The organism is Leclercia pneumoniae (genome assembly GCF_017348915.1).
Classification (GTDB): Bacteria; Pseudomonadota; Gammaproteobacteria; order Enterobacterales; family Enterobacteriaceae; genus Enterobacter; species Enterobacter pneumoniae.
The window spans coordinates 4,254,234-4,278,617 of record NZ_CP071383.1 but is presented as its reverse complement, the minus strand read 5'-3'; the positions used below and the strand labels follow the sequence as shown (position 1 = coordinate 4,278,617).

The window sequence follows — 24,384 nt, the reverse complement described above, 5'->3', positions numbered from 1 at the left end:
TTGCAGGTAAGTTTCGCCCCGTCTCTGTGAGCGGGGCGCGATGTTCTTATTTGTAGAGATCTAACGCCGACTGCATAGGGGTGACGTCAAAGCGTTTGCCCAGCGCAATCAACTCTTCCCGGGTGATGGTCTGTTTCATCCCCCCCATGGAATAGACTTTTACCAGCACTTCTGCGGACTTCTCGGCGGTGTCGATCAGACCAAAGGTTTCATCCAGCGTTGGGCCGCTGCCAAATACCCCGTGGAATGGCCACAGCACCAGCGAATGCTTCTGCATTTCTTGCGCAGTGGCTTCGCCGATCTCATCGGTGCCCGGTACCATCCACGGCAAGATGCCAACCCCGTCCGGGAACACCACCAGACACTCGGTACTGCCTTCCCACAGTTTGCGGGTAATGAAGTCGGTATTGTTTTCCAGCACATAGGTCAGGGCGATCAGGTTCGTTGCGTGGCAGTGCATGATCACCCGGTCTTTGCCATGAGTCGCCTTAATGCGCTCGCAGTGGGAGAGGAAGTGTGCCGGCAGCTCTGAGGTTGGCACCGCTTCGTTTGTGAGCCCCCAAAGAATGTGGTACCCCGCGCCGTCGCTGTCCACTTTTACCACGCCTAAGTTTGCGGTCGGGTCGAGCTGTACGTTGCGGAAGAACTTACCGGAACCGGTCACGATAAAAGGCGTATTCGCCAGCAAAGGCATAGGCTGGCTCAGCGCGATATAGCGCGGATTCTGGTGAAAATCCGCTTCAAACGGCGCGATATCTGCGTCATCAAGACGCAGCGTCAGGTTACCGCCGTTGCGCTCATCCCAGCCTTTCAGCCAGGCATCGGAAGTGGCTTTAATCATGCCCTGGACGAACCAGGCGTTAGTAATGGTCTGCATAGTTTTCTTTTCCAGTTATCGCGGTGAGGTAACACCCCTCACCCTAACCCTCTCCCCAAAGGGGGGAGGGAATTTGAACACCCTCTCCTCTTTGGGGAGAGGGCAGGGGTGAGGGGGCAGTTATCCGCGCTGACTCAGCACGTCTTTCTCATACGCCCGCACGTTATTCAGCCACTGGCTGCCTGCCGGCGTGTCATTACGCTGGCAGTACATCTCCCAGACGGCCTGCCATGGCAGTGATTTTTGCTCTTCCAGCAGCGCCAGACGCGCGGTGTAATCGCCTTGCGCTTCCAGTTTCTTCAGCTCCGCAGTTGGCTCCAGCAGGGCGCGCAGCAGGGCTTTCTTCATATTGCGGGTGCCGATAACCCATGCCGCGATGCGGTTGATAGAGGCATCAAAGAAGTCGAGGCCGATGTGCACGCGGTCGAACAGGTCGTGGCGGATAATCTCGCTGGCAATGGCCTGGGTCTCGTCATCCAGCAGCACGACGTGGTCACTGTCCCAGCGTACCGGACGGCTTACATGCAGCAGCAGGCGCGGCACGTAGAGCATGGCGGCGGAAATTTTGTCGGAGATTACTTCGGTTGGGTGGAAGTGGCCGGCATCCAGACACAATGCCGTCTGGCGGCTGGTGGCGTAACCCATGTAGAACTCGCCGGAGCCCACGGTATAGCTCTCTGCGCCAATGCCGAACAGCTTGCTCTCTACGGCGTCAATGTGGTGCGCCGGGTTAAGCTTCTCGCTGATCGCCTCATCCAGCGCATTCAGCAGACGCTGACGCGGCGCGAGGCGGTCGACGGTGATGTCTTTCATGCCGTCCGGGACCCAGATGTTCATCACCGATGGCGTGCCAAGCTGCTCGCCGAAGTAAGCCGAGATACGACGGCAGGCCTGCACGTGCTCGATCCAGAACTGGCGAATCTCGTCATCAATATGGGCAAGGGTAAAGCCATCCGCGCTGAGCGGGTGGGAGAAGCAGGAGGGGTTAAAATCCAGACCCAGCTTGTTTGCTTTTGCCCACTCCACCCAGTTTTTAAAGTGTTCCGGCTTGATTTTGTTACGGGCGATGGGCTCGTCGGATTCAAGGTAGATGGCATGCAGGTTAAGGCGCTTAGGCCCGGGGATGAGGCTCAGGGCCAACTCCAGATCCGCGCGCAGCTCCCCGGCGTTGCGGGCTTTACCCGGATAGTTGCCGGTTGCCTGAATACCACCCGTCAGTGCGCCGCCTGGGTTCTCGAAGCCTGCGACGTCATCGCCCTGCCAGCAGTGCATGGAGACCGGCAGACGATCGAGCTGACGGAGCGCCTCCTCGACATCCACGCCCACGGCGGCGAAACGCTGTTTAGCCAGTTCCCAGGCTTGTTCTAATTGAGTGGTCATGCGCAAAGCTCCTTTGTCAGTCGGTTTTGCTGAAACTGTGCCCGGTAGCGGGCAATTTCATGGCAGGAATTAGGGGTGAACGTGGTGAGGTTGTCGTTGTGACTGACCAGCGTTCGGAATTCATCGACGCTACGCAGCTCATCCAGGGTCATGAGCTGGATACCGATATTGCCGAGCGTAGAGGCTTCAATCGGCCCGGCAATCACCGTGATCCCGCAGGCGTCGGCGCAAAGCTGATTCAGCAGCGCGTTCTGGCAGCCGCCACCCACAATGTGCAACTGGCTAAACGGTTTGCCGCGTAGTGCTGCCAGTTCGCTCAGTACGTCGGCATAGAGCAGGGCGAGGCTGTCGAAGATGCAGCGCGCTAATTCAGCCGGCAGATGAGGCACCGGTTGATGGCTTTCACGGCAGGCACTCTGAATTTCGCTGCTCATGTTTGCCGGGTTGATAAAACGATCATCATTGGGGTTGATCAGGAAGCGGCAGGGCGCCAGCCTTTCGGTCTCTGCAATCAGCGCAGGCAGGTCGCTGATGGCCTGCTCTTTCAGCACCCGCTGAAGCAGCCAGAGCCCCATAATATTTTTCAGCACCCGGTAGCGCCCTTCGGCGCCGCCTTCGTTAGTGATATTGGCCGCCAGCGCCTTCTCGCAGGTGTAGGGGGTTTTGCTCTCAAAGCCCATCAGCGACCAGGTGCCGGAAGAGAGATACGCCGCATCCTGATCGGCCAGCGGCGCTGCAATCACGGCGCTGGCGGTATCATGGCTGGCGACTGCCACCACCGGGATAGCGTTGCCCTGCGGGCTGCCCCATTGGCCAATCACGTTGCCTGGGGGAGTTGGGGTGCCAAACCACTGCGGAGATGCCCCCGTCCAGTTCAACAGGTTCTCATCCCAGGTATCAGAATTGATATTCACCAGCTGCGTGGTGGTGGCATTGGTGTACTCCCAGTTCATGTTCCCGGTCAGCCGGTAGCTGAAGTAGTCCGGGATCATCAGCGCATGGGCAACCTGTGCCGTCAGCTCTGGCTGCTGCTCCACCAGTGCACGCAATTGATACAGGGTGTTGAAAGGGAGAAACTGAATGCCGCTGCGGCCGTAAATGTCGGCTTTACCTAACTGCTCCACAGCGCAGGCCATGACGCCGTCTGTACGGGCATCACGATATGAAACAGGCAGGCCAACGCGCTCACCGTTGTGGCCCAGCAGCACGATATCCACTCCCCAGGTATCAATGCCGATACTGTCGATACGCATACCCTCATCGCACACCTTATTCAGGCCGGTACGGATTTCCGCCTCCAGGCTATCGATATCCCAGATATCAAAACCGTCCTGCTTCTGCAGGCAGTTCACAAAGCGGTGGATTTCGCGTAGCGAAAGTGTGCGCTGAGCAGGTTCATAGCGGGCCAGCATGACGCGGCCGCTGGAGGCACCTAAATCGACAGCCACACAATGGCGAACAGTCATGGTCAGATCCTTTCTTAAGTCATTAGCGGAGAGTGTAAGAAAGGGAAGAAAAACAGACCTTCTTGCCACTGACAGGCAAAATCGGCAGCTGGCAAGAAAGCGAAGGTGAACGTGAGAGAGTTCACAGTTTCCAGTTATCCCCGGGAATTCAGGAGATGTGACCCTGACCGCATTTCCCGATCTTTCCGCGCGTTTCTTAAAAAACCGACAGGCTTTGCGCACTTTGCTGTCAAAAATTTAAGGTGAGTTCGCAGGGGCTTAATTACTATTTTGAGAACATTTCTCATTCGTAGGGGCCGTTATGACCGTACTGCACAGCGTGGATTTTTTCCCTTCTGGAGGTTCGCCAGTCGCGATCGAGCCACGGCTTCCTCAGGCGGCGTTTCCAGAACACCATCATGATTTTCATGAGATTGTGATTGTGGAACACGGCACCGGCATACACGTATTCAACGGCCAGCCCTACACCATTAGCGGCGGTACCGTCTGCTTTGTGCGCGATCATGATCGGCATTTATATGAACATACTGACAACCTCTGCCTGACCAATGTTCTCTACCGTTCGCCAGAGGCGTTCCAGTTTCTGTCGGGACTGAATAAGCTGTTGCCGCAGGAGCAGGACGGCCATTATCCGTCGCACTGGCGTGTTAACCAGTCCACCTTACAGCAGGTGAGGCAGCTGGTAAGCCAGATGGAGATGATGGACGCTGGCGGGGATACCCATGCGATCGCCAGTTATGAGTTGCTGTTTATGCAGCTGCTGGTCCTGCTGCGCCGTAGCAGCCTGATGGAAAAGGCGGGCAATAACGATGAGCGTCTTAATCAGCTGATGGCGTGGCTGGAAGACCATTTTGCCGAAGATGTGTGCTGGGAAACGCTGGCAGATAACTTTTCGCTTTCGCTGCGCACCCTGCATCGCCAGCTGAAACAGCACACCGGGTCGACGCCACAGCGCTATCTCAACCGTTTACGCCTGATTAAGGCGCGTCATCTGTTGCGCCACACCGATGAGAGCGTGACAGATATCGCTTATCGCTGCGGTTTCGGCGACAGTAACCATTTTTCAACGCTATTTCGCCGGGAATTTAACTGGTCCCCGCGCGACATTCGCCAGGGCCGGGATACGCCGCTTCAGTAACGCGAGTAAAATCACCGTTTTTTCAGCGTAAATGGCCGATAATAAGCGGTTATTAGTCGTTGAGGTGTACCGTGGCCGCTCAGTTGATCCTTCGCAAAGCCGACTTTTTTGCCGGTGCCGGCCAGGCCGTTGCCGTGGCGGATCGCTACCCGCAAAATGTCTTTGCCGAGCATACCCATGAGTTTTGCGAAATGGTTTTGGTCTGGCGAGGCAACGGGCTTCACGTGCTTAATGACCGTCCTTATCGCATCACCCGCGGTGACCTGTTTTACATTCGCGCCGAAGATAAACACTCCTACGCTTCTGTTAACGACCTGGTGTTGCAGAACGTTATCTACTGCCCTGAAAGGCTGAAGCTCAACGTCGACTGGGCGGCGGCTATTCCGCGTTTTACTGAGGCGCGCGGCGAACCGCACTGGCGACTGAGCAGTAACGGCGTGACTCAGGTTCGACAGGTGATTGCCCAACTGGAGCAAGAGAGCCAGAAGAGTGATCCCCTTGCTAACTCAATGTCTGAACTCCTTTTCGCGCAGCTGGTGATGACCCTTAAGCGCTTTCGTTACGCCACCGATCACCCTTCAGCGAATGAGCAGGAAGCCCTTCTCGACAAACTTATCACCGCCCTAGCGGGCAGCCTGAACCGCAGCTTTGTGCTGGAGAAGTTCTGCGAGCAGGAGCAGTGCAGCGAGCGGGCATTACGTCAACAGTTCCGCACGCAGACCGGTATGACGGTTAATCATTACCTGCGCCAGCTGCGGATCTGCCACGCACAATATCTGTTGCAGCACACGGAACTGATGGTGAGTGAGGTGGCGATGCGCTGTGGTTTTGAGGACAGTAACTACTTCTCTGTGGTGTTCAACCGCGAAGTGGGCATGACGCCGGTCCAGTGGCGCCAGCGCAGCCGCAAGGCGGCATGATCGCCCCGTCATTCAGTCATTTATAATAAAATAATAACCACACAAAGTGTACGGCATTGATAATCATTTTCAATATCATTTAATTAACTATAATGAACCAACTGCTTACGCGGCATTAACAGCTGTGCCGCCCGACACTAATGGAGAGGATTATGAGTTATACACTGCCATCCCTGCCGTATGCCTATGACGCACTGGAACCGCATTTCGACAAGCAGACGATGGAAATCCATCACACTAAACACCACCAGACTTACGTGAACAACGCGAACGCCGCGCTGGAAAGCCTGCCAGAGTTCGCTAACCTGCCGGTTGAAGAGCTGATCACCAAACTGGACCAGCTGCCAGCCGACAAAAAAACCGTACTGCGTAACAACGCAGGTGGTCACGCTAACCACAGCCTGTTCTGGAAAGGCCTGAAAACTGGCACCACCCTGCAGGGCGACCTGAAAGCCGCTATCGAGCGTGACTTCGGTTCCGTGGACAACTTCAAAGCTGAGTTTGAAAAAGCCGCTGCGACCCGTTTCGGCTCTGGCTGGGCTTGGCTGGTGCTGAAAGGCGACAAACTGGCGGTAGTTTCTACTGCTAACCAGGACTCCCCGCTGATGGGTGAAGCAATCTCTGGTGCATCCGGCTTCCCAATCCTGGGTCTGGACGTGTGGGAACACGCTTACTACCTGAAGTTCCAGAACCGTCGCCCTGACTACATCAAAGCCTTCTGGGATGTCGTGAACTGGGACGAAGCTGCTGCGCGTTTCGCTGCTAAAAAATAAGGTTGCATTGACCTGAATGAGAAGCGAGTCTGATGACTCGCTTTTTTTGTATCTGAAGGAGTAGAGATGCACTACCCGGTCAACGTGTTTACAGGCAAGGTAACGGAGTACGAAGGCAGCCGCCCCAGCGCTATCGCAAAAGTACAGGTGGACGGCGAGCTGAGCTTAACCGAGCGCGGTCTCGTGGGTGATGAGCAGGCTGAAAAGAAAATTCACGGCGGGCCGGAGCGCGCGCTGTGCCACTATCCGCGCGAGCATTATGCTTTCTGGATGAACGAATTCCCCGGGCAGGCGGAGCGCTTCGTCGCCCCCGCGTTTGGCGAGAACCTCTCTACCGAAGGGCTGACCGAACAAAACGTCTTTATCGGCGATATCTTCCGCTGGGGTGATGCCCTGATTCAGGTGACGCAGCCGCGTTCGCCGTGCTTCAAACTTAACTACCATTTTGGCATAGAGGATATGTCCGCCCGGCTGCAAAGTGCCGGTAAAACCGGCTGGCTCTACCGGGTGGTGCTGGCGGGGAAAGTGCTGACGGATGCCCCACTGGAACTCGTTTCCCGTGTGAGTGATGTGTCGGTGTACGATGCCTGCGCGATCGCCTGGCATATGCCGTTTGACGATGAGCAGTACCATCGTCTGCTGTCGGCGGCAGGATTGTCCACCAGCTGGACCAGAACGATGCAGAAGCGCCGTATTAGCGGGAAGATCGAGGATAATTCGCGGAGATTGTGGGGGAGGTAACGTCCCCTCACCCCGGCCCTCTCCCTAAAGGGGCGAGGGTGAGAAAAACGCACCGGGCAGTCCCCTCTCCCCTGGGGGGAGAGGGTTAGGGTGAGGGGGGGAGCTACGAACGTTTATACAGCGGCAGCCACAGCGTCAACCGCAGACCGCCCAGCGGACTGTCATCGGCTTTCACCCAGCCATTGTGCTGCTGCATCGCGGTCTCGACAATCGCCAGACCCAACCCCGTGCCGCCAGACTCGCGATCGCGCGCCTCATCGGTACGGTAGAACGGACGGAAAATCTGTTCGCGGTCTTCCGGACTGACGCCCGGGCCGTCATCATCCACGTTAATGGTAATGCCGTCTTTATCGACCGAGAAGGCCACCTCAATCTTCGTATGCGAGTAACGCAGGGCGTTACGCACGATATTCTCCAGCGCGCTTTCCAGCGTGTTGGGGTTACCGTACAGCGGCCAGGGTCCGGGCGGGAAGTTAACGGTAAACGACTTGCCCATCTGCTCAGCTTCAAAGGCGGCGTTGTCCAGCACCTCATGCCACAGGTGATTGGCCTTCACCTTTTCGCTCACCAGCGCATTTTTCTGCTGATTGCGAGACATCACCAGCAGGTCGTTGATCATGCTATCCAGACGGTGCGCTTCCGTTTCGATACGCTCCAGCTCTTTGCTCTCTCCGCTACGGCGGCGAAGCAGGGCGGTTCCGAGCTGCAGGCGCGTCAGCGGCGTGCGTAGCTCATGGGAGATGTCAGATAACAGGCGTTGCTGGGTGGTCATCATCCGCTCAAGCGCCGTCACCATCTGGTTAAAACTGGCCCCTGCCGCCAGGAATTCTTGCGGTCCCGCTTCCAGTTCAGGGTGCTGTCGCAGGTTACCCTGCGCCACTTCATCGGCCGCATTTTTCAACTTACGTGCAGGTTTAGCCAGACTCCATGCCAGCCACAACAGCAGCGGCGAGCTGACCAGCATCGTGACAATGAGCAGCAGAAGCGGCCGGTCGAATAGCAGGTTAATAAAATCGGACTGGGAATTGCTTGCAGGACGAATCAGGTAAAGCTGGTAGTTATCTTCCCCGTCACGTACGGAGAAGGGCCCCACCATCTCGACCCGACCATATTTTTTCTTTTGCGGATGGTCGGCGTTATCTGCCTGGCCAATAAAGTTGCGAATGATCTGCATTTCACTGCGTTCCGCACCGATCACGCGCCCTTCGCTGGTCACCAGCAGAAGACGTTGGCCGGGCGGCGCCCATTTATCAATGGCGCGAAAAAGCCTGCGCCACCACATCAAATCATTGGGCGGATCAATAGCGAGCTCCGCTTCTACGTGCTGCTCAATCATGATGCCCTGACGTTGCTCGCTATCGAGGAGCTCCGTCATCTGGCGGGAATCGAGCTTAGGCAGCATCAAGACCAGCATCAAAACCAGTGCCAGCGTCAGCCAGAAAATGGCGAAGATGCGGGCGGTTAAGCTGCCTATCATGAAGCGGAGACCATCAGATAACCACGGCCACGCAGGGTTTTAAACCACGGATGCCCATCCTTACGCTCTGGCAACTTACGGCGCAGGTTAGAGATGTGCATATCAATGGCCCGATCGAACGGCGTGAGACGTTTACCCAGCACTTCCTGGCTAAGGTGTTCACGCGATACCACCTGGCCCAGATGTTGCGCCAGGAGATAAAGCAGGGTGAATTCGGTACCGGTCAACTCCAGCGCCTGGCCGTCAAAGCTCGCTTCCTGGCGACCAGGATTCAGGCTCAGGGAGTCCACTTCAAGGGTTGGCGATCCGGTATCGGTATTCTGCTGCTGCTCACTCCAGTGTGAACGGCGCAGAATCGCGCGAATACGGGCCACCAGTTCACGGTCATTGAACGGTTTCGGTAGATAGTCGTCTGCGCCCAGCTCAAGGCCGAGGACGCGGTCAAGTTCGCTGCCGCGCGCGGTCAGCATAATAACGGGTGTCTGGTGTGTCTGGCGAAGCTCTTTAAGGGTGTCGATACCGTTTTTCTTCGGCATCATGACGTCGAGCAAAAGCAAGTCAATGCTATCGTCAAGGAGACCCAGCGCCTGTTCCCCGTCATGGGCAACTTGTACATCAAAGCCTTCCATGTCGAGCAACTCCTTCAACAGGGATGTCAGCTCTCGGTCATCATCAACTAACAGGATTTTATTCATTGTTTAAATACCTCCGAGGCAGAAATTACGTCATCAAGGCTATCTAATCCATGACTTTACGTTGTTTTACACCCCCTGACGCATGTTTGCAGCCTGAATCGTAGACTGTCTCTCGTTGAATCGCGACACGAAAGATTTTGGGAGCAAGTGATGCGCAAAGTTACCGCTGCCGTCATGGCCTCAACACTGGCGTTTAGTGCTTTAAGCCAGGCGGCTGGAGTCATCACCGGCGATAACAAGTCTTCCAGTGAGGGCATTACGCAACCCAGCAGCCAAAGCCATATGTTTGACGGCATAAGTTTAACCGAACATCAGCGTCAACAGATGCGAGATCTGATGCAGAGGGCAAGACATGACCAGCCCCCTGTTAATGTTAGCGAAATGGAGACAATGCACCGCCTTGTCACCGCAGAAAATTTTGATGAAAGCGCTGTGCGCGTTCAGGCAGAAAAGATGGCGCAAGAGCAGGTTGCTCGCCAGGTCGAGATGGCCCGGGTCCGCAACCAAATGTTCCATCTGCTAACGCCCGAGCAGCAAGCGGTTCTGAACGAGAAACATCAGCAACGGATGGATCAGTTGCGTGAGGTTGCACGGATGCAGAAGAGTTCCGACTCAACGTTTTTCAGTAGCAATACCCGTAGCAACCAGTAAACCCTGTTTTCCTTGCCATAGACACCATCCCTGTCTTCCCCCACATGATGTGGGGGTTTTTTTTGCCTGAAATTCGCGCGCGTTAACTTTTTATTCATCTTATTGGCTCCCCTGCATCCGTTATACTAGCGGCATGTCATGACAGGAGTGTTTATGAATCAATCCTATGGACGGCTTGTAAGCCGGGCGGCAATCGCAGCGACGATTATGGCGTCGGGATTACTGCTGATAAAAATTTTCGCGTGGTGGTACACCGGCTCGGTCAGTATTCTGGCGGCACTGGTAGACTCGCTGGTGGATATTGCCGCCTCGCTCACCAACCTTCTGGTGGTGCGCTACTCGCTGCAACCCGCAGACGAGGAACATACCTTTGGCCACGGTAAGGCGGAATCCCTTGCCGCGCTGGCGCAAAGTATGTTTATTTCGGGTTCGGCGCTGTTTCTCTTTTTGACCGGCATCCAGCATCTTTTCAACCCAACGCCGATGAAAGATCCGGGCGTAGGCGTTGGGGTGACGGTTATCGCGCTTATTAGCACATTAGTTCTTGTTACGTTCCAGCGCTGGGTGGTGCGAAAAACGCAAAGCCAGGCGGTACGGGCAGATATGCTTCATTATCAGTCTGATGTTATGATGAATGGCGCTATTCTTATTGCACTCGGTCTCGCCTGGTACGGGTGGCACCGGGCCGATGCAATATTCGCGTTAGGTATCGGGGTGTATATTTTATATTGTGCGTTACGCATGGGCTACGAAGCGGTACAAGCGCTTCTGGACCGGGCACTTCCCGACGCAGAACGGCAAGAAATCTTTGAAATCGTGATCTCCTGGCCTGGCGTCAGCGGGGCGCACGATCTTCGCACGCGGCAGTCAGGGCCGACCCGCTTTATACAGATTCATTTGGAAATGGAAGATAACCTGCCGCTTGTTCAGGCCCATCTGGTGGCTGAGCAGGTCGAGCAGGCGATTTTGCAGCGTTTCCCGGGCTCAGATGTCATTATTCATCAGGATCCCTGCTCAGTCGTACCCAGGTCAGGCAATGACCATTTGAGCTTTCGTAATTCGTTGTAAAAAAAGTGAGCCAGGCCAGCATTTTGTGGATAAATTACCGCCATTGGGTCTGACCTGAATCAATTCAGCCGGAAGTGATTGATATACTATTTGCAGTATAAATTGGTCGCCAGACGTCTTCCGGCAACAGATTTCATTTTTGCATTCCTAAGTTCAGAGGTAGTCATGATTAAGAAAATCGGTGTGTTGACAAGCGGCGGTGATGCGCCGGGCATGAACGCGGCAATTCGTGGTGTAGTCCGTGCAGCGTTGACGGAAGGTCTGGAAGTTTTTGGTATCTATGATGGTTATCTGGGCCTGTATGAAGATCGCATGGTACAACTCGACCGCTACAGCGTGTCCGATATGATTAACCGTGGCGGCACCTTCCTGGGGTCTGCACGTTTCCCTGAGTTCCGCGATGATCGCATCCGTGAAGTGGCGATCGAAAACATGAAGAAGCGCGGCCTGGACGCACTGGTTGTTATCGGGGGCGATGGCTCCTACATGGGGGCAAAACGTCTCACTGAAATGGGCTTCCCGTGCATCGGTCTGCCAGGCACCATCGATAACGACATCAAAGGTACCGACTACACCATCGGTTTCTTCACCGCACTGGGTACCGTCGTTGAAGCGATTGACCGCCTGCGTGACACCTCCTCTTCCCACCAGCGTATCTCCATCGTTGAAGTGATGGGCCGCTACTGTGGCGACCTGACGCTGGCTGCGGCCATCGCGGGGGGGTGTGAGTTCGTCGTGGTGCCGGAAGTGGAATTCAGCCGTGAAGACCTGGTAGCAGAAATCAAAGCCGGTATCGCGAAAGGTAAGAAACACGCCATCGTAGCCATCACTGAGCACATCTGTGATGTAGATGAACTGGCGAAGTACATCGAAACCGAAACCAAGCGCGAAACCCGTGCGACCGTACTGGGCCACATCCAGCGCGGCGGCTCCCCAGGGCCATACGACCGTATCCTGGCGTCCCGCATGGGCGCATATGCGATCGATCTGCTGCTGCAGGGCCACGGTGGCCGCTGCGTCGGTATTCAGAACGAAAAACTGGTTCACCATGACATCATCGACGCGATTGAAAATATGAAGCGTCCGTTCAAAGGTGACTGGTTAGACTGCGCGAAAAAACTGTATTAATCCTCTGGCCCTCTCCGTCCGGAGAGGGCTTTTATTCCCCGTTGCTATAACCAATCTTTTTTTATTCTTTAATCAATGGTCCGCTTTCTGGCACGCTTCACTCATCAAATATCACATTAGAGAGTTGGGCGATGAATAAGTGGAGCGTAGGTTTAACATTATTGCTGGCTTCGACCAGCGTTCTGGCTAAGGATATCCAGTTACTGAACGTGTCGTACGACCCGACGCGTGAACTGTACGAACAGTACAACAAGGCCTTCGCGGCGCACTGGAAACAGGAAACTGGCGATAATGTCGTGATCCGTCAGTCTCACGGTGGCTCAGGTAAGCAAGCTACGTCCGTCATCAACGGTATTGAAGCCGACGTGGTCACCCTGGCGCTGGCCTATGACGTGGACGCCATTGCAGAGCGTGGTCGTATTGATAAGAACTGGATCAAACGCCTGCCGGATAACTCCGCCCCTTACACCTCTACCATCGTGTTCCTGGTACGCAAAGGTAACCCTAAACAGATTCATGACTGGAACGATCTGGTTAAACCGGGCGTTTCTGTTATCACACCAAATCCGAAAAGCTCCGGTGGCGCACGCTGGAACTACCTGGCTGCGTGGGGTTATGCCCTTCATCACAACAACAATGATCAGGCAAAAGCGCAGGATTTCGTGAAGGCGCTGTTTAAAAACGTGGAAGTGCTGGACTCCGGCGCACGTGGCGCAACCAACACCTTTGTTGAACGGGGTATTGGCGATGTGCTGATTGCCTGGGAAAACGAAGCCCTGCTGGCGACCAACGAACTGGGTAAAGACAAGTTTGAAATTGTGACCCCAGGCGAGTCAATTCTGGCCGAGCCGACCGTCTCTGTGGTCGACAAAGTGGTCGAGAAGAAGGGGACCAAAGCGGTAGCGGAGGCCTATCTGAAATATCTCTACACCCCGGAAGGGCAGGAGATTGCGGCGAAGAACTACTATCGCCCGCGTGATGAGGCGGTGGCGAAGAAATATGAAAGCACCTTCCCGAAACTGAAGCTCTTCACCATTGACGATGTATTCGGCGGCTGGGCGAAGGCGCAGAAGGACCACTTCTCCAACGGTGGTACCTTCGACCAGATCAGCAAACGCTAAGATCTGGCGGAAAAGGCGATGACCCGGCGTGAGAAATCCGCCGGGTTTTTTATTGGTCACTTTTTTGCGTTACTCTCTTCTTCTGGTCAAAACAGGGAACGCGAGATGAAAAGAGCAGGGCTTATCTTACTGGTGCTGGTGGTCATTGTCGGCGCTGCAGGCGTTGGGTTCTGGATGAAGGCGGGCAACCCGGATGCCCTTCGCCACATCGTGCTTGAGCAGTGCGTACCCAATCAGCAGCAGCATCGCCAACCCGCGCCCTGCGAGCAGGTGAAAACGGATGCAGGCTACGTGGTATTCAAAGATCGTAACGGTCCCTTACAGTATCTGCTGATGCCCACTTATCGCATCAAGGGTACCGAAAGCCCGCTACTGCTGGAGCCCCATACGCCTAATTTCTTCTGGCTGGCATGGCAGGCGCGCAATTTTATGAGCCGTAAACGCGGCGCGGAGGTGCCCGCCAGCGCCGTCTCGCTCACCATTAATTCGCCAACCGGACGTACGCAAAACCACTTCCATATTCATATCTCTTGCCTGCGCCCGGACGTGCGCATCAAGCTTGATACGCATCAGGCGCAAATCAGTACTCAATGGCTTCCCTTTCCCGGCGGGCTGGCGGGGCACGACTACTTGGCGCGTCGGGTGACGGAAAACGAACTGGTCAAACGCAGCCCCTTTTTGATGCTGGCGGAAGAGGTGCCGGAAGCACGCAACCACATGGGGCGTTTTGCACTGGCGATGGCACAGCAGGCTGACGGCTCCTTTGTCCTGCTGGCGACCGAGCGCAACCTGCTACTGCTTAACCGCGCATCCGCGGAAGAATTACAGGATCATCAATGCGATATTCTGCAGTGACCCCACCATAAATAGCGTTGTCTCTGGCTGCCTGTCGCCGTAGACTTGCTGAAAAAAACGACAGGAGACAGGTATGTCGCTCTGGTTTACTCACCCTCTGTTCCTGCCCTCGATCATTGTTGGCATCACCATCGTGCTCTGGGCAACCTCCCTTCTACCAGAATTTATTACCGCGCTGCTCTTCTTTACCGCAGCGATGACCGCCAAAATCGCGCCGCCTGAGGTTATTTTTGGCGGTTTCGCTTCGTCGGCCTTCTGGCTGGTTTTCAGCGGATTTGTGCTTGGTGTCGCTATCCGCAAAACCGGTCTGGCAGACAGGGCGGCGAGAGCACTCTCGACTAAATTGACCGACTCCTGGATGCTGATGGTAGCGAGCGTGGTGCTATTAAGTTATGCGCTGGCGTTCGTGATGCCCTCCAACATGGGCCGTATTGCGCTGCTGATGCCTATTGTGGCGGCGATGGCGAAGCGCGCGGGGATTGCAGACGGTTCACGAGCATGGTTTGGCCTGGCGCTGGCGGTGGGCTTTGGTACCTTCCAGCTTTCGGCGACCATTCTGCCTGCTAACGTGCCGAACCTGGTGATGAGCGGCGCAGCGGAGGGGTCGTATGGCATCCACCTCAACTATGTGCCGTATCTGCTACTGCATACTCCGGTGCTTGGCATTCTGAAAGGAGTGATTCTGATCGGCCTCATTTGCTGGCTGTTCCCCGGTGCGCCAAAGCCGCCCCAGGATCTGGCGCCGTCAGAGCCCATGGGACGAGATGAGAAGCGCCTGGCATGGCTACTGGCAGCTGTACTGGTGATGTGGGTAAGCGAGAGCTGGCACGGCATTGGGCCCGCCTGGACCGGGCTGGCGGCGGCCGTGATCGTGATGCTTCCGCGTGTTGGTTTTATCACCGGTGAAGAGTTTTCTGCCGGAGTGAATATGCGCACCTGCATCTATGTGGCGGGTATCCTGGGTCTGGCGATCACCGTCACTCAAACCGGTATCGGCAACGCGGTCGGCGAGGCGCTATTGCAGGTGATGCCGCTGGACAAAGAGAGCCCCTTCACCAGCTTCCTGGCGCTGACGGGCATTACTACCGCGTTGAACTTTATCATGACCGCTAACGGCGTTCCTGCGCTCTATACCACCCTGGCGCAGAGTTTCTCAGATGCCACCGGCTTTCCGCTGCTGTCGGTGATTATGATCCAGGTGCTGGGCTACTCCACGCCGCTGCTGCCGTATCAGGCGTCGCCGATTGTGGTTGCGATGGGGCTGGGAAAAGTGCCGGCAAAGGCGGGGATGTTGCTCTGTATTGCGCTGGCGTTGGCAACCTGGCTGATTCTGCTGCCGCTGGATTATCTGTGGTTTAGCCTGCTGGGAAAAATCTAGGTTTCCTCTCCCCGTTGGGGGAGAGGAAAAAGGCTTTTAGGCCTGTTTTGCTGCTTCAGCCGCTTTCACGATCACTGCGAAGGCGTCTGCTTTCAGAGAGGCACCGCCAACCAGCGCACCGTCGATATCCGGCTGGGTGAACAGCTCTGCCGCATTCGCTGCGTTCACGGAACCGCCGTACTGAATGATTACCTGCTCAGCGATTTTCGCATCGGCTTTGGCAATGTGGTCGCGAATGAATTTGTGAACTGCCTGAGCCTGTGCAGGCGTTGCGGATTTGCCAGTACCGATCGCCCAGACTGGCTCGTAAGCGATAACCGCGCCTTCAAAGGCCGCTGCGCCCTGGGTTTTCAGCACCGCGTCGATCTGACGTGCGCAAACTTCTTCAGTTTTGCCCGCTTCGTTTTCTGCTTCGGTTTCGCCGATGCACAGAACCGGAATCAGACCCTGCTCTTTCAGCACAGCGAATTTCTTAGCGATAAACTCATCAGACTCTTTGTGATAGGTACGACGCTCAGAGTGGCCAATGATGATGTATTTCGCGCCGATATCTTTCAGCATTTCAGCGGACGTTTCACCGGTGAATGCGCCAGACAGGTTAACGTCAACGTTCTGCGCGCCCAGCACGATGTGGCTGCCGTCAGCAGCGCGTTTAGCCAGGTCCAGATACATATCCGGCGGAGCGATTGCAACAGCACAGCCGGTCACGCCAGCCAGCTCTGTACGCAGGTTAGCAACCAGTTCGTTTACCATGTGGCGGCTGCCGTTCAGTTTCCAGTTACCCATCACTAAAGGATGTCGCATTTCAATTCTCCACGCTTAGTCAGCGAATTAAGGAATATGGCCACCCTTCCGGGCAGCATGGTCTGTGAATCAGTATAGAGATTTTCACCCGAAAGGCTTTGCTTTTCGTCATTAATTAGCCCCGCCAAGTGACTCAGATAACGCCAGCTTAATCGGTTCAACGGCGAAGGTCAGGCCTTTTTCACCGTTATCTGCCACAACATAGCGGACCGCGCCCTCTGTCTCGGCGTAATAGCGTTTGCTCTTGCCGGCGGTGAGTAGCTTTTGCAATTTTTGCTGACTCTGAATTTTGGTCAGCGCCGGGGTAAAGGCCCGCAGTATGGCACTCATGTATTCCAGCGCTTTCGCTTTTGCCGCTTTCTGCTCTGGCCCCTGAATGGGAAGCCAGGTCACCTGCATACTTTTGATTTTCAGCGTACCGCGTTCCAGCGCCGTGGAAGCGTACAGGTTCTCGTTTATCTTGCTGGCAGCACGGGTGAGATTGGGCGTATCGCGCGCACCATCGATGGCGCGAAATTCATTGAGCGGCAGCTTAGGATTGTTGCTATTAAAGGTTTCGCGGAACTGGCTAATGGACTGATCAAAAGAGGGCGCCCCAGGCATGACATAGGGTGCAGTCGCGGGCGCAGGGGTTTGGGCAGCGCGTACAGAGAAGCCCGCGCTAAGCAGCGTTAAAGAGAGCCAAACAAGGTGAAACCACATCTTCATCGATAAAACCCCAAATTATTACTGCACACGATTAAAACGGTATCCGCCTGGCTTGTCAAAAAGATGCGGCTCCAGGTTAAACTACGCGTCGCGATAATAATCAGGAATCTTACATGACCCTACAGCAGTGGTTGTTCTCCTTCAAAGGGCGGATAGGCCGCCGTGATTTCTGGATCTGGATTGGCGCGTGGATTGCCGCCATGCTGATCTTATTTGCCGCAGCGTATAACGCCTGGCTGACGACCCAGACTGCGGCCTTTGCGCTGGTGTGCCTGCTCTGGCCTACGGCATCGGTGGTGGTAAAACGTCTGCACGATCGCGGTCGCTCCGGGCTATGGGCGTTGCTGGTGATACTGGCGTGGATGCTGCTGGCGGGAAACTGGTCGATGCTGCCGTCAATATTACCCTGGGTGGTGGGGCGCCTGTTACCGACCATTCTCTTTGTAATGATCATTATCGACCTGGGTGCCTTTGTGGGCACCCAGAGCGAGAATAAGTATGGTAAAGAGACGCAGGACGTGAAGTTTCGCTGATTACCAGTAGTGTTCTGCGGTCATATGGCCCGGTCGGCGGCGAAGGTGTTTCGCCATCTGCCGGGTCTCTTTCAGTAATTGTTGGGTGTCGCGCACCATCTGCGGGTTGCCGCACAGCATCACATGGCTGGTTTCCGCCGTCATCGGCAGGCCAACGGCGTTCTCCAGTTCACCACTCTTGATTAACGCCGGTACGCGTCCGGTAAGCGAGCCTGCAACCGTTTCGCGGCTGACGACGGTCTGAATGGTTAACTTCCCTTCGTAGCGCTTTTGCAGCTCCTGCATCAGGGGTAAATAGCTCAAATCTGCGGCATAGCGAGCGGCATGCACCAGCACGATATTTTTGAAGCGCTCCAGATCCTGGCCGTACTGCAAAATAGAGAGATAAGGGCCGATGGCCGTGCCGGTTGCCAGCATCCATAGCGTGTCGCAGTCCGGGATCTCTTCGAGGACAAAGAAACCCGCCGCTTCACTCACAATCAGCACTTCATCGCCCGGTTTCAGCGCCGCGAGGCGAGGGCTTAGCTTGCCATCGGGCACGGTGACGAGATAGAACTCAAGGTCTGGATTGTCAGGCGCGTTAACGTAAGAATAGGCGCGCTGCACGCGTTCACCGTCGATCTCCAGCCCCAGCTTGGCGAATTGCCCGGCCTTAAAGGGGTGAACAGGGGCATGAACGGTAAGACTAAATAGTGCATCGGTCCAGAACGTGTTCCTGGTGACTTTCGCTGTTACCCACTCCGCCATGGTCTTCTCCTGTGCAAATATCTGTCTTTATCTTCCTTCCTCATCGCGGAGATTTCCAGCCTGTTGCGGCTGGAAAGCTCGTTTGATCAAACGGTTTACAGAATGTGCGTCTGGACGTTTGGATCTTTGCGGTCGAGGTAATGAATAGATTGGATCCGGCGGATGGTGCGTGATTTACCGCGGATCAGCAGAGTTTCGGTTGTGGCCATATTGCCTTTGCGCGTTATGCCATCCAGCAGATCGCCTTTGGTAATGCCGGTTGCCGAGAAGATAACGTTATCGTTGCGTGCCATGTCATCCAGCCGCAGTACGGCGTTGGCCTGGATGCCCATTGCGGCACAGCGGGCCAGCTCCTCTTCGCCGATACGGCGGTTCTCTTCAGTATCGCCCTTCACATCATGACGTGCCAGCAGGCGGCCCTGCATATCGCCATCCAGCGCGCGAATGACGGCTGCAGAGATGACCCCCTCCGGTGCGCCACCAATACCGTACATGACATCCACTTCGCTATCAGGCATGCAGGTAAGGATCGACGCGGCCACATCGCCATCCGGAATGGCAAAAACGCGCACGCCCAGCTGCTGTAGCTGCTTAATGGTGGCGTCGTGACGCGGTTTCGCGAGGATGGTAACGGTCAGTTCACTGAGAGATTTTCCCAGCGCGGCGGCGACGTTACGCAGGTTATCTTCCAGCGGCAGAGTGAGGTCAATGGCGCCTTTTGCCCCTGGACCCACAATCAGCTTTTCCATGTACATATCGGGCGCATTGAGAAACGAGCCCTTATCCCCCACGGCCAACACAGCCAGCGCATTGGCCTGCCCCATGGCGGTCATGCGGGTGCCTTCAATCGGGTCGACGGCGATATCAACCGCGTCGCCATTGCCGGTACCGACCTTTTCGCCGATGTAGAGCATGGGCGCTTCGTCGATTTCGCCTTCGCCAATCACGATGGTGCCGTCGATGTTGACCTGGTTAAGTACAATGCGCATCGCGTGGACGGCAGCGCCGTCGGCGGTATTTTTGTCGCCACGGCCCAGCCATTTATAGCCTGCGAGCGCGGCAGCTTCGGTGACGCGGGAAAACTCGATAGCAAGTTCACGTTTCATGAGGGACTCGTACAATCAAAAGGAATTGCACGAAGTTTATCACAGAGTGGGAAGGGGGGCGGAGACCGGTGCGGTCTGCGCCCCTCACCCTGACCCTCTCCCGATGGGAGAGGGAATAGAGGATTACTCGTCGTGCTCTTCCCACGCCAGAGCGCGTTTCACCGCTTTTTTCCAGCCGCTGTAACGGTAGTTACGCTCGGTAGTTTCAATACCCGGGCGGAATTCACGTTCGATTACCGCTTTTTCTTGCAGCTCATCGAGGTTCTGCCAGAAGCCGACGGCCAGACCTGCCAGATACGCCGCACCCAGCGCGGTCACTTCACGCACTTCCGGGCGCTCTACGCGGGTGCCGAGGATATCGGACTGGAACTGCATCAGGAAGTTGTTGGCAACCGCGCCGCCATCGACACGCAGCGCGTGCAGACGAATGCCGGAGTCAGCCTGCATCGCTTCCAGTACGTCGCGCGTCTGGTAGGCAATGGACTCCAGCGTGGCACGAATAATGTGGTTCGAGTTCACGCCACGCGTCAGGCCGAAAATCGCACCGCGGGCATACGGGTCCCAGTAAGGGGCGCCCAGCCCGGTAAATGCCGGCACCACGTACACGCCGTTGGTGTCTTTCACCTTGGTGGCGAAATATTCTGAGTCGAAGGCATCGCTGATGAGCTTCATTTCGTCGCGCAGCCACTGAATGGATGCCCCTGCCATGAACACGGCCCCTTCCAGGGCGTAGTTCACTTCGCCGCGTGGACCGCAGGCGATGGTGGTCAGCAGGCCGTGCTCAGACTTCACCGCCTTCTCGCCGGTGTTCATCAGCATAAAGCAGCCGGTGCCGTAGGTGTTCTTAGCCATCCCTTCTTTGACGCACAGCTGGCCAAACAGCGCCGCCTGTTGGTCCCCGGCAATGCCGGCGATAGGAATACGGGTGCCACCTTTACCGCCAATATTGGTCTGGCCGTACACTTCTGATGATTTACGCACCTGCGGCAGCATGGCGCGCGGGATATCCAACGCATCCAGGAGCTTATCGTCCCAGTCCAGATCGTGAATGTTAAACAGCATGGTACGCGAGGCGTTGGTGTAGTCGGTAACGTGAACGCGCCCCTGGGTCATCTTCCAGATAAGCCAGGTATCGACGGTGCCGAACAGCAATTCACCGCGTTTTGCCCGCTCGCGTGAGCCTTCTACGTGATCCAGAATCCACTTCACCTTGGTGCCAGAGAAGTAAGGGTCAACCACCAGGCCGGTAGCGCTGCGGATGTACTCTTCCATGCCGTCGCGCTTCAGTTTTTCGCAGATCTCGGAGGTACGACGGCACTGCCAGACGATGGCGTTGTAAATCGGCTTACCGGTCTCGCGCTCCCAGACAATGGCAGTTTCGCGCTGGTTAGTAATGCCGATCGCGGCAATTTCATCGGAACTGATATCGGCTTTCGCCAGCACTTCTACCAGGGTAGAGCTTTGTGATGCCCAGATCTCCATCGGGTCGTGTTCCACCCAGCCTGGACGCGGGTAAATTTGTTCAAATTCGCGCTGTGAAACACTGACGATGTTCGCGTCATGATCCATTACGACAGCGCGGGAGCTGGTAGTGCCCTGGTCGAGCGCAACGATATATTTTTTGTCGGTCATGTTTAGAGTCCCGTAGTCAGATTACAGCGAAGCTTTTGATTCAGTAGCAGAGGCGGTGTCTTTCTCCTCAACTACGCAGGTGTCGCACGGCAGGTGGCGGCCAATCAGCTTACGATAGCCGAACGCCCCAAGAGAAGCCCCGACGATAGGGCCGAACAGCGGCACCAGGAAGTAAGGAATGTCTTTAGCACCGGTAAAGGCCACACTGCCCCAGCCCGCGAAGAAGGCGAAGGTTTTGGGTCCCAGATCGCGCGCCGGGTTCATGGCGAAGCCGGTCAGTGGCCCCATTGAGGCACCAATTACCGCAATTAACAAACCAATCAGCAGCGGTGCCAGCGGCCCGCGTGGAATGCCGTTGCCATCATCACCCAGCGCCATAATGACGCCCATCAGAATAGCGGTAATCACCATTTCAACCGCGAAGGCCTGCACGAAATTGATGTGCGGGTTCGGATAAGTGGAGAAAATTCCCGCCAGATCCAGACTTTCGGCACTGCCGCGCACCATGTGGTGCGTCTGCTCGAAGTCGATGAAAAGATTGTAATAAAGCCCGTAAACTAATGCCGCTGCGCAAAACGCGCCGGCAAATTGCGAAAGAATAAACGGAGCCACTTTGCGTCCATCAAAGCACGCAAACAGCCACAGCGCGATGGTCACCGCCGGATTAAGATGTGCACCAGATACCCCTGCAGTCAGGTAAATGGCCATCGCCACACCCAGACCCCAGATAATACTGATTTCCCACTGCCCGAAACTGGCACCTGCCACTTTCAGTGCAGCGACGCATCCCACTCCGAAGAAAATCAACAACCCGGTACCAAGGAACTCGGCAATGCACTGGCCTTTTAAGGTTGATGTTTCACTCATAATCGGATCCTGAAGAATAATTAATGGTTATTGTTAGCGCGGTCAGCTTAGCGCTGACCACCATGTCCTGTAGACACAGTGTTAATTTATCGTTAACGAGCAAAAACGAGAAATATCGAACTTAAAATGTGTGTGCTGCGTCAATAAAATGAGCGTTTTCGCGCCATGAAGCGCATTTAAGGATAAGTCTGGTGTATGAGATGGACCATTTTGTTAACTAAAGTATTAACAATTAAGGGGTAGGTGACGCGAATGCACCAGGACGAGGCCGAAAAGTGTGTCAAACCGCGATCTACGCGGCTTGCCGCTGGACAGGGGCGACGGCGCTCCATACAATCGGAACATATGTCTTGCGCGTTTACATTGAAGCGTCGCCTTGCAATTCAGGAGAGGTAGGATCATGTCTTTAGAAGTGTTTGAGAAACTGGAATCGAAAGTACAGCAGGCGATTGACACCATCACGCTGCTGCAGATGGAAATCGAAGAGCTGAAAGAAAAAAACAACGCGCTGGCGCAGGATGTTCAGGCTGCACAGCACGGTCGTGAAGAGCTGGAGCGTGAAAACAACCAGCTGCGCGAACAGCAGAGTGGCTGGCAGGATCGTCTGCAGGCACTTCTGGGACGTATGGAAGAAGTGTAATTCCGAATTCGTACAAAAGGCACGCTAAATGCGTGCCTTTTTTATTTCATCGAAATAGATTCGCTTGATACGACAACTCACACGGAGCGCGAGATGACGAAACGAAGCTATATTATTGATAACAATATAGATATATCACCCGGGAATCTCAGTACGGTCTCATTTATACGGAAAATTTAGGGTGGATCGATTTGGGGCACGCCAATCCCGCTGGAGCCGAACGTTTATGGCAACAAATGACGATGCGGCGCGGTGGAGATAATGAATGGTTTGAAGTGACCTACCATCAGAGTATGTCGAAAAAATGGTGGGGGGCTCAGTCTACTACAGGTATATACCGAGGCTTCTTAGTGAGAAGAGGGCTGAGTGACAGGGTATTAAAGGGGGTCGCGTTATCCATCTTTATGAGTACTTCACATCAGTTTGAGTCATTACAGGCCTGTTGGCCGTATGTCGTCATAACCGACAGCGGATACAGTGCAGAGGATTTAGTTTCCAATCTGTTCGGCTTTTGCCAGGCAGTGGACTACACGGATTACACTTCTTTTCTTCATATATGTCCCAAAGAGCAGGCATGGCGTATCTGGGATTATTATGGTCCAGTTGGACAGTTTAAGAATAAAAGCGTGCTCCCTTTACTTTTCCCTGACCCTGCCGATACAAGCTGTACACACCAACCCTACTCTGGGAGCCTGCCGGCTTTTATGTCATTGATCGAGCCAGTGGCCGATCCCCATATCATTCGTGAATTGCGCATATGAAGAAATATTTCCTTATTTTAACGTTCTCTGCGCTGGCGATACTTTATTGTCTTTTAATGACGCGTTCCTTCATGGATGAGGAATACACGCAACGAGATTTTCTTCAATATTATTTATTAACACCTGAACCGCTCAGGCAGGCACCCAAGCTTGCATCGCACTGGTATTTCTCCCGTCACGCCGATGAGGGAAGTGGCTTGCAGATCAGTACGCTTACGTTTACGGATATTGAAGGGGATAAAATCCAGTCGATAGCTGAAAAGCTCAACGCTTATATTGATAGCTATCCCGACCGTCGTGTTCAGATGGGGATTGCTGTCGAGGAGCGGAAGGGAACGTATGAAATTCGTATCACCTATTATGAATCGGGTGAGGACAAATAAAAGAAAAAGGCCATCCGGTTTGCCGATGGCCTTTTTCGTTACTCAATATCCAGCGCATCCTCAGAAAGGATAATCCCGGTATTGTCGGCATACAGATGATCGCCAGAGAAGAAGGTGACGCCGCCGAAATTGACGCGTACATCGCTTTCGCCGATGCCATCACCCGCAGCCCCCACCGGAATGGCTGCGATAGCCTGGATGCCGATATCCAGGTCTTCCAGATCGTCCACCTGGCGCACGGAGCCGTAGACCACAATCCCTTCCCATTCGTTCTGCGTAGCAAGACGCGCCAGGTCGGCATCGATTAACGCACGACGCACGGAGCCGCCGCCATCGACCAGCAGAATGCGGCCACGGCCGTTCTGTTCGAGCAGATCATACAGCAACCCGTTGTCCTCGAAACATTTCACCGTGATGATTTGACCGCCGAATGACGACCGTCCACCAAAATTGGAGAACAGGGGTTCTACGACGTTGACATCTTCCTGATAGATGTCGCAAAGCTCGGAGGTATCGTATTTCATAGGCTTAACGC

Annotated in this window: 25 protein-coding genes; 13 read left to right on the top strand and 12 right to left on the bottom strand. The window is 55.1% G+C overall.

Features of this window, described 5'->3' with window-relative positions; translation table 11 throughout:
* Positions 1-46: 46 nt before the first annotated feature.
* The 3 genes from rhaD to rhaB all read right to left on the bottom strand — a co-directional run bounded on the left by rhaD (position 47) and on the right by rhaB (position 3,723).
* Complete coding sequence (gene rhaD, locus JZ655_RS20745; RefSeq protein WP_040077991.1) at positions 47-877, bottom strand: rhamnulose-1-phosphate aldolase; 831 nt, start codon at positions 875-877, stop codon at positions 47-49.
* A gap of 120 nt (positions 878-997) precedes the next feature.
* On the bottom strand, positions 998-2,257 hold the full coding sequence (rhaA, locus tag JZ655_RS20740; protein WP_207292642.1) for an L-rhamnose isomerase: 1,260 nt from the start codon (positions 2,255-2,257) through the stop codon (positions 998-1,000).
* Positions 2,254-3,723 (bottom strand): rhamnulokinase, encoded by a 1,470-nt coding sequence (gene rhaB, locus JZ655_RS20735; protein ID WP_207292641.1) that lies wholly within the window; start codon positions 3,721-3,723, stop codon positions 2,254-2,256. Before rhaB ends, rhaA begins: the two co-directional genes overlap by 4 nt.
* Positions 3,724-4,024: 301 nt before the next feature.
* On the opposite strand from rhaB, the gene rhaS reads away from it, so the two are divergent.
* The 4 genes from rhaS (at position 4,025) to yiiM (ending at position 7,295) form a co-directional block, all read left to right on the top strand.
* Positions 4,025-4,861, top strand: a complete 837-nt coding sequence (gene rhaS / locus JZ655_RS20730) for an HTH-type transcriptional activator RhaS (RefSeq protein ID WP_040077995.1) — start codon at positions 4,025-4,027, stop codon at positions 4,859-4,861.
* Positions 4,862-4,932: 71 nt separating this feature from the next.
* Positions 4,933-5,781 carry an HTH-type transcriptional activator RhaR gene (gene rhaR / locus JZ655_RS20725; RefSeq protein WP_207292640.1) on the top strand — a complete coding sequence of 283 codons (849 nt, stop codon included), beginning with the start codon at positions 4,933-4,935 and terminating at the stop codon, positions 5,779-5,781.
* Between the two features lie 152 nt (positions 5,782-5,933).
* Positions 5,934-6,554 (top strand): superoxide dismutase [Mn], encoded by a 621-nt coding sequence (gene sodA, locus JZ655_RS20720; protein ID WP_003861999.1) that lies wholly within the window; start codon positions 5,934-5,936, stop codon positions 6,552-6,554.
* 66 nt (positions 6,555-6,620) lie between these two features.
* Positions 6,621-7,295, top strand: a complete 675-nt coding sequence (yiiM, locus tag JZ655_RS20715) for a 6-hydroxyaminopurine reductase (RefSeq protein ID WP_046886202.1) — start codon at positions 6,621-6,623, stop codon at positions 7,293-7,295.
* Positions 7,296-7,398: 103 nt separating this feature from the next.
* Here the strand turns inward: yiiM and cpxA are convergent, their stop codons facing one another.
* Together cpxA and cpxR are read right to left on the bottom strand one after the other, a co-directional pair.
* Entirely contained in the window at positions 7,399-8,772 is a 1,374-nt protein-coding gene (gene cpxA, locus JZ655_RS20710; RefSeq protein WP_040078000.1) for an envelope stress sensor histidine kinase CpxA, read from the bottom strand.
* Positions 8,769-9,467 (bottom strand): envelope stress response regulator transcription factor CpxR, encoded by a 699-nt coding sequence (gene cpxR, locus JZ655_RS20705; RefSeq protein WP_040078001.1) that lies wholly within the window; start codon positions 9,465-9,467, stop codon positions 8,769-8,771. The genes cpxA and cpxR overlap by 4 nt, the downstream gene beginning before the upstream one ends.
* Before the next feature lie 150 nt (positions 9,468-9,617).
* On the opposite strand from cpxR, the gene cpxP reads away from it, so the two are divergent.
* The 6 genes from cpxP to JZ655_RS20675 all read left to right on the top strand — a co-directional run bounded on the left by cpxP (position 9,618) and on the right by JZ655_RS20675 (position 15,668).
* Positions 9,618-10,118: a cell-envelope stress modulator CpxP gene (cpxP, locus tag JZ655_RS20700; protein ID WP_040078003.1), complete on the top strand. Its 501-nt coding sequence runs from the start codon at positions 9,618-9,620 to the stop codon at positions 10,116-10,118.
* 153 nt (positions 10,119-10,271) lie between these two features.
* Complete coding sequence (gene fieF, locus JZ655_RS20695; protein WP_040078004.1) at positions 10,272-11,186, top strand: CDF family cation-efflux transporter FieF; 915 nt, start codon at positions 10,272-10,274, stop codon at positions 11,184-11,186.
* Positions 11,187-11,351: 165 nt separating this feature from the next.
* Positions 11,352-12,314, top strand: a complete 963-nt coding sequence (pfkA, locus tag JZ655_RS20690; protein WP_040078006.1) for a 6-phosphofructokinase — start codon at positions 11,352-11,354, stop codon at positions 12,312-12,314.
* Between the two features lie 131 nt (positions 12,315-12,445).
* The gene (locus tag JZ655_RS20685) at positions 12,446-13,435 is read left to right on the top strand and encodes a sulfate ABC transporter substrate-binding protein (RefSeq protein WP_207292639.1); all 990 of its coding nucleotides are present in this window, start codon (positions 12,446-12,448) and stop codon (positions 13,433-13,435) included.
* Positions 13,436-13,540: 105 nt separating this feature from the next.
* A complete protein-coding gene (locus JZ655_RS20680; RefSeq protein WP_207292638.1) occupies positions 13,541-14,290 on the top strand; it encodes a CDP-diacylglycerol diphosphatase in 750 nt (249 codons plus the stop codon).
* A gap of 73 nt (positions 14,291-14,363) precedes the next feature.
* Positions 14,364-15,668 (top strand): SLC13 family permease, encoded by a 1,305-nt coding sequence (locus tag JZ655_RS20675; RefSeq protein WP_207292637.1) that lies wholly within the window; start codon positions 14,364-14,366, stop codon positions 15,666-15,668.
* Between the two features lie 36 nt (positions 15,669-15,704).
* On the opposite strand, the gene tpiA is transcribed toward JZ655_RS20675, so the two are convergent.
* Together tpiA and JZ655_RS20665 are read right to left on the bottom strand one after the other, a co-directional pair.
* Complete coding sequence (gene tpiA / locus JZ655_RS20670; protein WP_040078010.1) at positions 15,705-16,472, bottom strand: triose-phosphate isomerase; 768 nt, start codon at positions 16,470-16,472, stop codon at positions 15,705-15,707.
* A 111-nt stretch (positions 16,473-16,583) separates the two neighbouring features.
* The gene (locus JZ655_RS20665; protein ID WP_207292636.1) at positions 16,584-17,180 is read right to left on the bottom strand and encodes a DUF1454 family protein; all 597 of its coding nucleotides are present in this window, start codon (positions 17,178-17,180) and stop codon (positions 16,584-16,586) included.
* 113 nt (positions 17,181-17,293) lie between these two features.
* Between JZ655_RS20665 and JZ655_RS20660 the strand changes: the two genes are divergently transcribed.
* Positions 17,294-17,713 (top strand): DUF805 domain-containing protein, encoded by a 420-nt coding sequence (locus JZ655_RS20660; RefSeq protein ID WP_207292635.1) that lies wholly within the window; start codon positions 17,294-17,296, stop codon positions 17,711-17,713.
* Here JZ655_RS20660 and fpr read toward each other — a convergent pair whose 3' ends face one another.
* The 4 genes from fpr to JZ655_RS20640 form a co-directional block, all read right to left on the bottom strand.
* Positions 17,714-18,460 carry a ferredoxin--NADP(+) reductase gene (fpr, locus tag JZ655_RS20655; protein ID WP_040078014.1) on the bottom strand — a complete coding sequence of 249 codons (747 nt, stop codon included), beginning with the start codon at positions 18,458-18,460 and terminating at the stop codon, positions 17,714-17,716. It abuts the gene before it with no gap.
* Positions 18,461-18,555: 95 nt separating this feature from the next.
* Complete coding sequence (glpX, locus tag JZ655_RS20650; RefSeq protein WP_207292634.1) at positions 18,556-19,566, bottom strand: class II fructose-bisphosphatase; 1,011 nt, start codon at positions 19,564-19,566, stop codon at positions 18,556-18,558.
* A gap of 123 nt (positions 19,567-19,689) precedes the next feature.
* Complete coding sequence (glpK, locus tag JZ655_RS20645; RefSeq protein ID WP_040078016.1) at positions 19,690-21,198, bottom strand: glycerol kinase GlpK; 1,509 nt, start codon at positions 21,196-21,198, stop codon at positions 19,690-19,692.
* A 21-nt stretch (positions 21,199-21,219) separates the two neighbouring features.
* The gene (locus JZ655_RS20640; protein WP_040078017.1) at positions 21,220-22,065 is read right to left on the bottom strand and encodes an MIP/aquaporin family protein; all 846 of its coding nucleotides are present in this window, start codon (positions 22,063-22,065) and stop codon (positions 21,220-21,222) included.
* A gap of 400 nt (positions 22,066-22,465) precedes the next feature.
* Here JZ655_RS20640 and zapB point away from each other — a divergent pair, with 400 nt between their 5' ends.
* Both zapB and JZ655_RS20630 read left to right on the top strand, forming a co-directional pair.
* Positions 22,466-22,705, top strand: a complete 240-nt coding sequence (gene zapB, locus JZ655_RS20635) for a septal ring assembly protein ZapB (RefSeq protein WP_040078018.1) — start codon at positions 22,466-22,468, stop codon at positions 22,703-22,705.
* Positions 22,706-23,462: 757 nt separating this feature from the next.
* Positions 23,463-23,849, top strand: coding sequence for a hypothetical protein (locus JZ655_RS20630; protein WP_207292633.1), 387 nt, complete (start codon positions 23,463-23,465; stop codon positions 23,847-23,849).
* 38 nt (positions 23,850-23,887) lie between these two features.
* Here JZ655_RS20630 and rraA read toward each other — a convergent pair whose 3' ends face one another.
* A complete protein-coding gene (rraA, locus tag JZ655_RS20625) occupies positions 23,888-24,373 on the bottom strand; it encodes a ribonuclease E activity regulator RraA (RefSeq protein WP_046886212.1) in 486 nt (161 codons plus the stop codon).
* Between the last annotated feature and the right edge of the window lie 11 nt (positions 24,374-24,384).